This is a genomic window from Carboxydocella sp. JDF658, from assembly GCF_002049395.1.
Lineage (GTDB): Bacteria > Bacillota.
Genome location: NZ_BDLR01000032.1, coordinates 130168 through 142799 on the forward strand (window position 1 = coordinate 130168; position 12632 = coordinate 142799).

Here is a 12632-nt window from a genome sequence, read left to right on the forward strand (position 1 = left end):
TTAGAAATGACAATTAACGATTTTTTGTTGTGAAAAACCAGGATAATTTCTAATATTTTAATAAACAACGATGGGCTGGAAAGGAGGGTAGCTGTTTAGCCCGTTAAAGATCAAAAGATGGAGGTGTTAAACGTGAGTAATAAAGTAAATGTAAACAACTTGCCTCCTTTAGACGTTGAAGTTAAGAATGTAATGAAATCAGAATTCAATTTGGCTTTTTGGCTATCAGTAATTTATTTTATCTTTCTCTTCGCCGTTCCTGTACTAAACTGGACCGCACCGGCACTAATGAAAACCAGAATCTGGGGAGGCATGTCATTAACCTGGTTTTTAACATCAATTTTTGCTATGATTCTGGCTTTCCTGATCGCAGCAGTTCATGTTTATTTCTACCAGAATAAGTTCGGTGCTGATATTGAGGAAACCCGGACAAGAAGGGAGGTATTTCATTAATGAATTGGTTAACTGATCCCAAATATTTATTTACAATTATTCTATTGGGTACCATTGTCTGGATTACTAACGCAACCCGTAAATATGCTACCACCACCGTTGACTACTGGGTCGCTGGTCGGAGTTTTGGCTGGCTGGTTAATGGTTCAGCTATTGCTGGGGATTATCTCAGTGCTGCTACTTTTTTAGGATTGGCAGGTCTGACTTTTTCACTAGGTTATGACGGACTTTTTTATACTTTTTGTTTCTCAATCGGTTTAACATTATTGGCTATGTTTATCGCAGGCCCCTTGCGTAGATTCGGCGCCTTTACCGTTCCCGATTTCCTTGGCCAGCGTTTTCATAGTAAAACAGCCCGTCTGGTTGCAGTTATAGTAGTGTTAGCCATTTCCGGTTTTTATGCTGCCCCACAACTACTGGGTGCTGCCCAGATTTTAAAACTGTTTTTCGGGACCAGTTATGCCTTCGGGATTGTCTTTACCACAACAGTAATGGTGTTCTATGTTGGGGTCGGAGGTATGAAAGGCACTACTATTAACCAGGCCCTGGAAATCTGGATCCGTTTCGGTGCTTTCCTGGTATTATTCGCTATGGCTATTTACATGGGAATGAATTACGGCAAAATCCTAGATTTTATCACTCAATTCAACGGAACATTACCGGGAACTGGTCAGTATGCTCCCGATGGTAAGGATCTGGTCTTTAATGGAGCCAAGTGGGAATATACTGGTACCATGTTCAAGGATTTAACAGGTACTATCTCCATGCTAATCGGTTTAGCTTTTGGAACCATGGGATTACCCCATATCCTTTTGCGTTTCTACACCAATCCCTCTGCCAAAGATGCTCGCTATTCCGCACTTTTCGCTATCGCAATCGCTTCTGCCTTCTTCGGTCTTGCCTTATATCTCGGCACCGTTGGCCGCTATGTTTTCCTCGATGGTGTAACTAAAGGAACCTTAAATCCAGAAACCATGAAAGCCATGATTCAAGGTGGAAACAATATGATTATCCCTGCACTTTCTGCATCCCTGGGCGGTCAATGGCTATTAGGATTTGTTATTGCCGGCGCCTTTGCTGCTATTTTCTCCAACCTTTCCGGTATCTTTATTGCCAGTTCCGGTGCCCTTGGCCATGATCTCTATACCAATTTCATTAACCCCAATGCTACTGAGAGACAGAAAGTTCTAGCCGGAAAATGGGCAGCAGTAATATGCGGTATCTTCTACGGCATCCTTGGGTTAATGGTGGAAAAAGCCTCTATCGGTCATCTGGTGGGATTGGCCTTTAATGTGGCAGCCAGTACTTTTGCTCCTATTTTCGTTCTTGGTATCTGGTGGCGTGGAATGACAGAAAAAGGTGCCATTGCTGGTCTGCTGGTAGGTTTAATCTCCTCCCTGTGGATGATTTTCCTGCCCGAAACCTTACCGACCTGGCTACAGTTCAAGATTCCTGGTCTTGTTACTGTTCCTCTGGGATTCCTCTCCGTCTGGCTGGTTAGCCTCTGGGATGGTCAGGTGCCGGCTGATGTTAACGAATTTATGAAAAAGGTACACGCAAAAGAAGTATATTAGAAGAAAAATCACGGTGGGGCTTAGAGCCCCCTTTTTTCTTCCCCGGGAGAAGAGTATAATTGAAGTAAACGTGGGTAAGGGGATGGACATTATGTGGAAAGGTATTGGCGCTTCACCAGGTATTGCTATAGGTCAGGTCCAGTGGCTAATTGCCTGGGAAGTAGGAGTAAATAAAGAGAAAATCAGCAGCCAGCAAGTAAATGAGCATTTAGAGCGTTTTGAGCACGCCCTGCTGCAGGCTGAATCGGAACTCAACCAGTTGCGGGAAAAGACAGCCCGGGAATTGGGGTACCAGGAGGCCAGAATATTTGATGCCCATTTGTTTTTATTAAAGGATCCACTCCTCATTGATGCCATAAAAGAAAACATTACCGTTAAACTATTGCCTGTTTCTGCGGCTATCATCGATGCCGTAGAAGTTTTTGCCTCTTTTTTTGCTACCAATCCCGATCCTTACTTACAGGAACGGGCTTCGGATATTCGTGATGTGGGTAAAAGGTTAGTCCGGATTGTCACCGGCCAGCCTGAAACTCGTCTGGAATTAGTTGAACCCAAAATCGTTTTTGCCCATGATTTAACCCCTTCTGATACAGCCCAGTTGAACAAAGCAAATGTACTGGCTTTTGTCACTGAAGTAGGGGGTAAAACTTCTCATTCCGCCATTATGGCCCGGGCCCTGGAGATACCTGCTGTCGTCGGCGTTGGTAACGACCTTAGAAAAATAGCTAATGGCACCACTGTAATCGTGGATGGTTTCAAAGGATTGATTATTTGTAACCCTTCAGCCCGTATTCAGGAATACTATAAAAAACGGCAACGACTATATGAACAGCAATTAAGGGAGCTGGACAGATTACGGGATTTACCGGCAGAAACTCTGGATGGACATGCTATCCATTTAGTCGCCAATATTGGTACACCCAGAGATACTGAAAGTGCCAAACGTTACGGTGCCAGTGGTATTGGTCTATTTCGTACTGAATTCCTTTATATGGACAGGGATGATATGCCTGGAGAGGAAGAGCAATTTCGGGCCTATGTGGAAGTAGTTAAAGCCTTTAATAATCAACCGGTCACCATCCGTACCCTGGATATCGGTGGGGACAAGTATTTGCCCTACTTGAAACTGCCGGCAGAAGCCAATCCATTTCTGGGCTGGCGGGCCCTTCGCTTGTGTCTGGATACCCCGGAACTGTTTTTACCCCAGCTCAGGGCCATATGGCGCGCCAGCGCTTTTGGTAAAGTCCGGGTGATGTTCCCGATGGTGAGCAGTATTGATGAGCTTAGAGCTGCCAAGCAGTTTTTAGTCCAGGCCCGCGAACAAACCATTGCCGCCGGCCACCCTATTGGTGAGATTGAAGTAGGAATCATGGTAGAGACTCCTGCTGCCGCTATCCTTACGGATATCCTGGCCCCGGAAGTGGATTTTTTCAGTATAGGTACCAATGACTTAACCCAGTACACTATTGCCGTTGACCGCACCAATGCCCAGGTATCCCATTTGTATGAAAGCTTAAACCCAGCAGTGCTGCGCTTGATTAAAACTGTCGTAGACTTGGCTCACCATCACCACAAATGGGTAGCAGTTTGCGGCGAATTAGGTGGTGATCTGTTAGCTGCCCCGATATTGCTTGGGCTTGGTGTGGATGAACTCTCCATGAACCCGGCTAGTCTATTGAAAATAAAAGGCCTATTAAGACAGCTAACCTTTACTCATTGCCAGCGCCTGGCCAACAAGGCATTAGCCTGTTCTACTGCTGATGAAATTACCAATCTGGCCAAAAAAGAACTGCGTGCCATCAAAACCATGTTTCGTTAATTTGTAATCTACACCATAATAGTCTATAATGATTTAGATAGTATTAGTGGAGGAGTGACAGTAATGGATTTGCCCCTGCGCACATATCTTATAGAAACCTATGGCTGTCAAATGAATGAACGCGACACCGAAACCATGGCTGGCATTTTGGAAAGCCTTGGATATGTGCCGGTTGAAAAAGAAGAAGACGCAAGCATTATTTTACTCAATACTTGTTCAGTACGCGAATCAGCGGAAAACAAGATCTGGGCCAAAATGGGGGAGCTAAAAAAAATTAAACAGAAAAATCCCGATGTAATCCTGGGAATTTGCGGCTGCATGCCACAACAGGAAGTTACTATCCAGAAAATTAAACAAAGTTATCCCCACATGGACCTGGTCTTCGGCACCCACAATCTCCATCAATTACCGGAATTGCTGGCCAAAGCGCAAGCAGCCCGGAAAATGGTGGTGGAAGTATTGCATAATAACCCTGGTGTAATCATCGAAAACCTGCCATCCAGACGTGCTGACAATCTTAAAGCTTTTGTTACTATCATGTATGGTTGTAATAATTTTTGCACTTACTGCATCGTACCATACACCAGGGGTCGGGAAAGAAGCCGTATGCCCGAAGATATTATACGCGAAGTGGAAGATCTGGCTGCCAAAGGCTATAAGGAAATCACCTTACTGGGTCAGAACGTCAATAGCTATGGTAAAGACCTGGAGGTTGAAATTGATTTTGCCGGTTTGCTTCAGCAATTAAACAGAGTAAATGGGATTGAGCGCATTCGTTTCACCACCTCTCATCCCAAAGATTTAAGCGATCGACTAATTGAAGCCATTGCATCTCTGGAAAAAGTATGTGAACATATCCATTTACCCGTCCAATCCGGTTCAACTGCCATATTGAAGAAAATGAACCGCCGTTATAGCAAGGAAGACTATTTGCATTTAGTCGAAAAACTGAAAAATGCTGTACCTGATATAGCAATTACTACCGATATCATAGTTGGCTTTCCCGGTGAAACAGAAGCCGATTTCGCTGAAACCATGGATTTAGTGGAAAAGGTGAGATTCAGTGCAGCCTATACTTTTATCTACAACAAGCGCTCTGGAACTCCGGCAGCAGAATATAATGATCAGGTACCTGAAGATGTAAAAAGTCAGCGTATCCAGCACTTAATTGACCGTCAGAACCAGATTACTCTGGAAGAAAATCTTAAGGATATCGGCAAAACCTTAGAAGTTCTGGCAGAAGGCCCCAGTAAAACCAATCCAGAATTCTTCTCAGGTAGAACCAGAACCAATAAAATCGTGGTATTTCGCGGAAATAGTGATCTCATTGGCAGATTGATTCCCGTTCGCATTGCCAATGCTAAAACCTGGCATCTTGAAGGGGAAATCATCTAAAATAAAGTATTTGGAGGTGGACACTAATGTCCAAAGTAATTGAAAAGGCAAGAGAGCTGGCTTTTGCTCTCAGTGAATGTCCAGAGTTAAAAGAAGTAAGAGAAGCCGAAATCGCCATGAATAAAGACCCTGAGGCTCTGGAAATAATCGCCGAATTCCAGGAAAAACAACAGGAATTTCAGGAAGCCTTTTTTGCCGGCAGAGAGCTCACACCTGAACAAGAACTGGTCAGAGCAGCCATCGAAAGCAAAATGGAAAACAATCCTTCCATTCGCAGGTATTTAGAAGCCCAGCACCAGCTGGAAAAACTCCTGCAAACCGTTAATACAGTCATAGGTCAGGCCCTCAGTGGTGACAGCGCTTGCGGCAGCGGTGGCTGTGCCTCCTGTGGCAGCACCTGTGGTTAATAACCAAATCCCCTTCAAGTTCAACACTTGAAGGGGATTATTCTGCTTTTGGAGCTTAATGACTTTCATTGCCATTGTTTGTGAAATATATTTTTAATGGAGACATCCGGCCTGTCAGGCGTTTTTCGGGGTTAGCCTGATTGGGGGGAAATTTTATGCAACAAAACAACCACTCTAATGATTTAAATGATTTGACTTTTTGTTTTACTTTTATCTTGATTGCTTTTTCAGCTTTTTTTCCTATTCTTTTGTTCTATTTTGTGGTGAACAAATTTCAAGCCATTACCATTACTAATATTTCAACTGAAACTATTTTTTTAATCTCGTATTTAATATTTGTTTTCACTTTATCTATCTTACACTTAGAGGGTATTAAACTAAACCGTAAAGTTTTTAACTGGAAAAATGCCTTATATTTTTCCAGCCTCTATTTCTACACATTTTTATTGATTAAAGCCGTTATAGTCTGTACTACAAAAATAATCATGTTATAATTTATTTAGTATACCGAGATTAAACCAGGGAGCGTGTAATGGCTTGAATAACAACTTAACCCCGATGATGAAACAATACCTGGAGATGAAAGATAAACACAAAGACTGTTTGTTGTTTTTTAGATTAGGAGATTTTTACGAACTCTTTTTTGAAGATGCTGAAATTGCTGCCAGGGAATTAGAAATTACCTTAACCGGTCGGGATGGCGGATTGGAAGAGCGGGTGCCAATGTGCGGTGTGCCCTATCATTCCGCTAATTCCTATATAGCCCGGCTGATTAACAAAGGTTACAAAGTTGCCATCTGTGAGCAAGTAGAAGATCCTAAACAGGCCAAGGGGATAGTAAGAAGAGAAGTAATTAGAATAATCACTCCGGGGACAATTATTGATACAACTGTATTAGATGAGAAAAGCAATAACTTTATCATGGCTTTACATTACGAAGATAATTTAATCGGCCTGGCTGCCAGTGATGTCTCCACCGGCCTCTTCCAGGTAACCCAGTTTAAGTGTGATCCTCACAAACAAAAATTGATAGATGAACTAGCCAGATTGAATCCAGCCGAAATTTTAATCTCAGAGTCTCTGGCTAATTTTATCGGTAACCCCCGCCCAAACTGGTTCGATAATCAGGGTAAGAGGATTGTGACCGAATATCACTCCTGGGCTTTTGCCTGGGACTTTACCAATAGGACTTTAACCAAGCACTTTCATGTCAATGATTTGAAAAGTTTGGGACTTGACCACTGGAATTCAGCCGCCAAAGCTGCTGCTGCATTGCTGGATTATCTTCTGGCAACGCAAAAAAATTGCTTGTCCCATATTAACAAACTTGAATTATATAATATTGACAAAATAATGTATTTAGATGCAATAACCCGGAGGCATCTAGAACTAACACAAAATTTAAGGGATGGTAGCAGGGAACATACCTTGCTTTCAGTTCTGGATAATACCGTTACAGCCCTTGGCGGCAGAACCTTAAAGCAGTGGATTGAAAACCCACTTCTTAATTTGCAGGAAATAAATAATCGACTTGCTGCCATTGAACAAATGGTATTTGATAGTCGCTGGAGACTTAAAATTAAACAGCTTTTAGCGAATGTCTATGATCTGGAAAGATTGGCGGGAAAGATAGTATATAAAACTGTAAACCCCAGAGACCTGGTAGCCTTAGGTTCAACCTTAAAAGTGCTGCCAGAAATAAAGAAACTTCTGGAGGAGAAAAAAGCTGGTCAGCTTCGGTACATTTTTGATAATTTGTGCTTGCATGAAAGCATTGCCGCTTTAATCGAGGCAGCTATCATGCCTGAGCCACCCATTTCCAGTAAGGATGGCAATATAATTAAACCTGGCTTTAATGCGGAACTGGACAAGTTACGGACTGCAGCTACTGAAGGCAAGACCTGGCTGGCTCGTTTGGAAGCGGAGGAAAAAGAAAAAACAGGAATAAAGAGTTTAAAGATTGGTTATAACAAGGTTTTCGGTTATTATCTTGAAGTTACCAAAGCCAACTTGCATCTGGTCCCATCCCATTTCATTCGCAAACAAACTCTTTCAACAGGAGAAAGATATGTTACAGAAAGATTGAAAGAGTTAGAGGAAATTATACTGGGAGCGGAAGAGAAGGGGATTGAACTGGAATACCAGATCTTCTGCCAAATCCGCGAGACCATTGCTCAGGAAATCCCCCAGCTGCAAAAAACAGCAAAGCTCCTGGGGGAACTGGATGCTCTACTCAGTTTGGCAGTAGCAGCAGTACAAAATAATTATGTGAAGCCAGTACTCAATTTAAGTAATATAATCGACATCAAGAAAGGCCGACATCCTGTAGTAGAAAAAAGTCTCAACGGCCAATGGTTTATCCCTAATGATACTTATTTAGACAATAAGCAAAATCGCTTGTTAATCATTACCGGGCCCAATATGGGCGGCAAATCCACCTATATGCGCCAGGTAGCACTGATTGTACTCATGGCCCAGATAGGCTCCTTTGTCCCGGCAGAACAGGCTGAAATCGGACTGGTAGATCGGATTTTTACCAGAGTAGGGGCATCTGACGATTTGGCCCGGGGTCAGTCTACATTTATGGTAGAAATGCAAGAAGTGGCTAATATCCTGCATAATGCCACTGCAAAAAGCCTTATTATCATGGACGAAATTGGTCGGGGCACCAGCACTTTTGATGGTTTGTCCATTGCCTGGGCTGTTGCCGAGTACTTGAATGATCCTCAAAAAATTGGCGCCAAAACCCTTTTTGCAACCCACTATCATGAGCTGACCAAACTGGCTGAAAGGCATCCGGAAATAAAGAATTATTGTGTTGCCGTTAAGGAAGAGGGGGAAGACATAGTATTTTTGCGCCAGATTGTCCCAGGCAGCAGTGACCGCAGTTATGGTATTCATGTAGCCAAACTGGCTGGTCTACCGGCCGAAACAATCCTGCGTGCCAAAGAGATTCTGGAGCAGCTGGAAAATGAGCGGAAAGATATTAGCATCAGGCAGGAAATACCCTATTCAACCCCCGTACAGCAGCTGACCTTATTTAATGATTCCAATCCTATTCTGGATGAATTGTTAAATTTAAATCTTATTACTACAACCCCCCTGGATGCATTGAATATCCTGTTTAACTTGCAGAAAAAGGCCCAGGAATATCTCAAACGATGAGGAGGAGGTCTGATTGTCTAACAGGATAAAAATCTTAGACCCGATAACCGCCAACCAAATCGCCGCCGGAGAGGTGGTAGAAAGACCTGCCTCAGTAATCAAAGAACTGGTAGAGAACTCCATTGATGCCAGGGCCAGCAAAATAGAAATTGAAGTAGGCGAATCGGTATTATCCTATCTTCGTGTCTTTGATAATGGAATGGGGATTAGCAAAGAAGACCTTCCTCTGGCTTTTCAAAGACATGCTACAAGTAAAATAACGTCCATCAATGATCTAACTCAGCTTTTAACCCTGGGTTTTCGGGGTGAAGCCTTGCCCAGTATTGCTTCCGTATCAGAACTGGAAATCTCCAGCCGGACTGCTGATTCCATCAATGGCTGGAAATTCAGATTTTCCGGGGGCCATCTAGTATCTGAAGAGGCGGTAGGCATGCCTGTTGGCACTGATATCATTGTACGCAACCTGTTTTTTAACACCCCCGCACGCAAAAAACATGTCAAATCAGAGTCAACCGAACTGGGTCATATTAAAGATATTCTCTTAAGATTCGCCCTGGCCTATCCGGAAATCGCTTTTAAATTTACTGCTGCCAGTAGCCGTCAGTGGCAAACCGATGGAAAGGGAGATTATTTTTATCCCCTGGTTTTGAATTTTGGTGAGGAAATCGCCAGCAAAATGCTTGAAGTCAAAGGCGAAAGTGCTGATGCCAGTATAAAAATCCATGGTTTTCTGGCTCCGCCAGCTTTTAGCCGGACAACCCGGCTGCAACAAATTATTTTTGTAAATCGCCGCCTGGTTCGCTCTCGCTTAATTTCCAGTATTGTGGAAAAAACTTTAAATACCCTGTTAGCCATAAACCGCTATCCAATATTTTGCCTGTTCATTGAAATTAAGCCTGAAATAATTGATGTAAATGTTCATCCAACTAAAATGGAAATCCGTTTTAGTGAAGAAGATCTAATAACTAAAGTGATCGAAAGTGCTGTCAAAGAGCAGTTTTTCCCACAGCAATCAGCCAAAACTATCATAAATAGTATGACTTTGGCAGATAAGAAAATCAGCAAGGAGCTTCCACAAGCACGTCCCTTGTTTGTAGAGCTATTTAGTCAACCTGCCAAACCAGATATTACACCACAAATTCAGGAAATAAAAGAATCCGCTCCTGATTATCCGCTTTCGCTCCCAGGCTGGCGGGTAATCGGGCAGATTTTTGACTCCTTTATTCTGTTGGAGGATAATCAGTGTTTCTCCCTGGTTGATCAGCATGCTGCCCATGAGCGAATACTCTATGAAAAATTGCTTAATGAAAAGGATTTCCGCACAGCAGTGCAACCCCTGTTATATCCTGAAACCATTACTTTGAACCCATTGCTTTTTCAAACCCTAATCGATAAAATCTTTCTCTTTCAGGACTTTGGTTATTTAGTTGAACATTTTGGGCAAAATACTATATTATTGAGAGCAGTTCCCCTGGGATTGGATAATGCTACTGCTACTGAACTATTCCATGATTTACTTGAACTGATGGTTGACAAACAGTATGAAAACATTCAGCGTTTACAGGAAAAATGGTTAATCTTAAGGGCCTGCAAAACAGCAATCAAAGCAAACCAGAAACTATCTCTACCAGAAATGGAAGCTCTAATAGAACAATTACATCAATGCACTTTACCAGTAACCTGCCCCCACGGGCGACCAACAAAAATTGAATGGCAACTAAAGGAGCTAGAACAGCTTTTTAAACGCACATGAGGTGAATAAATTGCAGTTTGTTGTTACCACTTCAAATAAAGCCTCGGAAGAGAGTATAAAAAAAGCCATATCCTTGGCACAGCGCTTACAGTTACCCTTTGTTCATCGTTCTAAAGTAAGGAATAATCCGGAGCAAGTATTAATTATTGTTAGTTTGGAAGATATCTTCATTAGGTATCAGAACAAAAATTTATCCTGGCATCCCAATATGGCAAAACTGAGAATATTAAATTTGATGAGAAACGGTCAGGACCCCCTGATCACGGCAGTAGACCCTCAACCAGGGGATCACATCCTGGATTGTACCATGGGCCTGGGAGCAGATAGTTTGGTTCTGGCCTATAGTGTAGGACCAACAGGAAAAATCACTGCCCTGGAATCGGAAAAGCTTGTTGCTGTTTTGGCCGAAAATGGTTTTGCGAAATTGAATGACACTATTTTAAAACCATTAACACAGCGAATTGAGATTATCAACAGTTCCTTTCACCATTTTTTAAATAGAACTCCCGGACAATCTTTTGATGTCATTTATTTTGATCCCATGTTTCAAATAACCAAAAGCAAGTCAACGGGTATTAATATACTACGATTAATTGGTAACCCGACTCCCCTTATGGCCGCCGATGTCCAGTTAGCGTTAAGCAAGTGCCGTCGGCAGGTTGTAGTTAAAGAGAACCTGAATAGTGACTTCTTTAAGAACTTCAGGCCAGACCAATTAATTAAAACCAGTTCTAATCTTGGCTTCGGTATCTATTATTCTAGTAAGCAAGAGGGATAGTGATGGATTATCAACCAGTTTTAATTATTGTAGGACCCACCGCCGTAGGTAAATCAGCAGTAGGCATTGAATTAGCCAAACTCATTGACGGGGAAATAATATCCGGAGATTCTATGCAAGTGTATAAAGACATGGATATAGGAACAGCTAAAGTACCTGTTGAACAGCGCCAGGGAATTCCCCATCATCTTCTGGATATTATCAGTCCGGAAGAGGAATTTAGTGTAGCCTTGTTTGAAACCCTGGCAGAAGCAAAGATTAAAGATATCTATGCCAGAAATAAAAAACCTATCATTGTTGGCGGTACAGGTTTATACATAAAAGCTTTAACTCATACCTATGATTTTACACCTTTCGCTGTGGACTGGCAGTGGCGCAAGAGCAAAGAAAAAGAAGCTACCCTGCGAGGGACCGAAGCACTTTGGCAGGAACTGGCGGCTATCGACCCAGTAACAGCTAACAAATTACATCCCAATGATCTCAAAAGAATAATCAGAGCTTTAGAGGTATATCATTTTACAGGAAAGCCTATCAGTTACTATCAGGAAAAATCCCGGCAAAAGGGCTTAAAAAGAAAGTATTTGATGTATGCATTAACTGCCAGCAGGGAAAAATTATATGAGCGGATAAATTTAAGAGTGGAACAAATGCTGGCAAGTGGCTGGATTGAAGAAGCCCAACATTTACTGGACAAATACAATTTAAGCAATACAGCCAGCCAGGCAATAGGCTACAAACAGATTTTCTCATATTTACGCGGAGAAATTACTTATCTGCAAATGGTGGAGGATATCAAGACAGCTACCCGCCGTTATGCCAAAAGGCAATTAACCTGGTTACGCCAGGAAGAAAATATCAACTGGCTGGATGTAACTGATCAATCAATCCATGATATCAGTAAAAAAATTGCTCAAGAGGCAGCAGGACTATGGGCAAAAATGTAGAAATATCTTTCCAGCAAAGCGTTTGCCCTTATTTATAAATTTAGATGGAGGTATAGAGAGATGACAACAACTAAATCCACTATTAATTTACAGGATGCTTTTTTAAATCAGGTCCGGAAGGAAAATATCCCGGTAACTGTTTATCTTGTTAATGGTTTTCAACTTAAGGGACTGGTAAGAGGCTTTGATAATTTTACTGTTATCTTAGAACAAGAAGGTAAACAACAAATGGTTTATAAACACGCAATTTCAACAGTAGCTCCCATTAAGCCTGTTCATTTTTCTTTTTCTGATAACCGCAATGTTAACCAAAACCAGTAAGTTAGCAAGGGGCTGGCCTGAAG

At 42.2% G+C, this 12632-nt stretch carries 11 protein-coding genes; all 11 read left to right on the forward strand.

Annotated elements, in window-relative coordinates; genetic code table 11:
- Positions 1–132: 132 nt before the first annotated feature.
- Entirely contained in the window at positions 133–453 is a 321-nt protein-coding gene (locus JDF658_RS06705; RefSeq protein WP_079906905.1) for a hypothetical protein, read from the forward strand.
- Positions 453–2027, forward strand: coding sequence for a cation acetate symporter (locus tag JDF658_RS06710; RefSeq protein WP_079906906.1), 1575 nt, complete (start codon positions 453–455; stop codon positions 2025–2027). Before JDF658_RS06705 ends, JDF658_RS06710 begins: the two co-directional genes overlap by 1 nt.
- A 91-nt stretch (positions 2028–2118) precedes the next feature.
- On the forward strand, positions 2119–3846 hold the full coding sequence (gene ptsP / locus JDF658_RS06715; protein WP_078664476.1) for a phosphoenolpyruvate--protein phosphotransferase: 1728 nt from the start codon (positions 2119–2121) through the stop codon (positions 3844–3846).
- Positions 3847–3909: 63 nt separating this feature from the next.
- Positions 3910–5241 carry a tRNA (N6-isopentenyl adenosine(37)-C2)-methylthiotransferase MiaB gene (miaB, locus tag JDF658_RS06720; protein ID WP_079906908.1) on the forward strand — a complete coding sequence of 444 codons (1332 nt, stop codon included), beginning with the start codon at positions 3910–3912 and terminating at the stop codon, positions 5239–5241.
- Between the two features lie 26 nt (positions 5242–5267).
- The gene (locus tag JDF658_RS06725; RefSeq protein WP_078664478.1) at positions 5268–5648 is read left to right on the forward strand and encodes a YlbF family regulator; all 381 of its coding nucleotides are present in this window, start codon (positions 5268–5270) and stop codon (positions 5646–5648) included.
- Positions 5649–5803: 155 nt separating this feature from the next.
- Positions 5804–6142 carry a hypothetical protein gene (locus JDF658_RS06730; RefSeq protein ID WP_079906910.1) on the forward strand — a complete coding sequence of 113 codons (339 nt, stop codon included), beginning with the start codon at positions 5804–5806 and terminating at the stop codon, positions 6140–6142.
- A gap of 64 nt (positions 6143–6206) precedes the next feature.
- The gene (mutS, locus tag JDF658_RS06735; protein ID WP_079906912.1) at positions 6207–8813 is read left to right on the forward strand and encodes a DNA mismatch repair protein MutS; all 2607 of its coding nucleotides are present in this window, start codon (positions 6207–6209) and stop codon (positions 8811–8813) included.
- A 13-nt stretch (positions 8814–8826) separates the two neighbouring features.
- Positions 8827–10566 carry a DNA mismatch repair endonuclease MutL gene (mutL, locus tag JDF658_RS06740; protein ID WP_079906913.1) on the forward strand — a complete coding sequence of 580 codons (1740 nt, stop codon included), beginning with the start codon at positions 8827–8829 and terminating at the stop codon, positions 10564–10566.
- Between the two features lie 10 nt (positions 10567–10576).
- Entirely contained in the window at positions 10577–11344 is a 768-nt protein-coding gene (locus tag JDF658_RS06745) for a class I SAM-dependent methyltransferase (protein WP_079906915.1), read from the forward strand.
- A 2-nt stretch (positions 11345–11346) separates the two neighbouring features.
- The gene (miaA, locus tag JDF658_RS06750; protein ID WP_079906917.1) at positions 11347–12288 is read left to right on the forward strand and encodes a tRNA (adenosine(37)-N6)-dimethylallyltransferase MiaA; all 942 of its coding nucleotides are present in this window, start codon (positions 11347–11349) and stop codon (positions 12286–12288) included.
- 60 nt (positions 12289–12348) lie between these two features.
- Positions 12349–12609, forward strand: a complete 261-nt coding sequence (hfq, locus tag JDF658_RS06755; RefSeq protein ID WP_078664484.1) for an RNA chaperone Hfq — start codon at positions 12349–12351, stop codon at positions 12607–12609.
- The last annotated feature ends 23 nt before the right edge of the window (positions 12610–12632 follow it).

Excerpts from the sequence above, each read along its gene's own strand:
- JDF658_RS06710 (WP_079906906.1), top strand. The coding sequence starts at position 453 with ATGAATTGGTTAACTGATCCCAAATATTTATTTACAATTATTCTATTG.
- ptsP (WP_078664476.1), top strand. The coding sequence starts at position 2,119 with ATGTGGAAAGGTATTGGCGCTTCACCAGGTATTGCTATAGGTCAGGTC.
- miaB (WP_079906908.1), top strand. The coding sequence starts at position 3,910 with ATGGATTTGCCCCTGCGCACATATCTTATAGAAACCTATGGCTGTCAA.
- JDF658_RS06725 (WP_078664478.1), top strand. The coding sequence starts at position 5,268 with ATGTCCAAAGTAATTGAAAAGGCAAGAGAGCTGGCTTTTGCTCTCAGT.
- JDF658_RS06730 (WP_079906910.1), top strand. The coding sequence starts at position 5,804 with ATGCAACAAAACAACCACTCTAATGATTTAAATGATTTGACTTTTTGT.
- mutS (WP_079906912.1), top strand. The coding sequence starts at position 6,207 with ATGATGAAACAATACCTGGAGATGAAAGATAAACACAAAGACTGTTTG.
- miaA (WP_079906917.1), top strand. The coding sequence starts at position 11,347 with ATGGATTATCAACCAGTTTTAATTATTGTAGGACCCACCGCCGTAGGT.
- hfq (WP_078664484.1), top strand. The coding sequence starts at position 12,349 with ATGACAACAACTAAATCCACTATTAATTTACAGGATGCTTTTTTAAAT.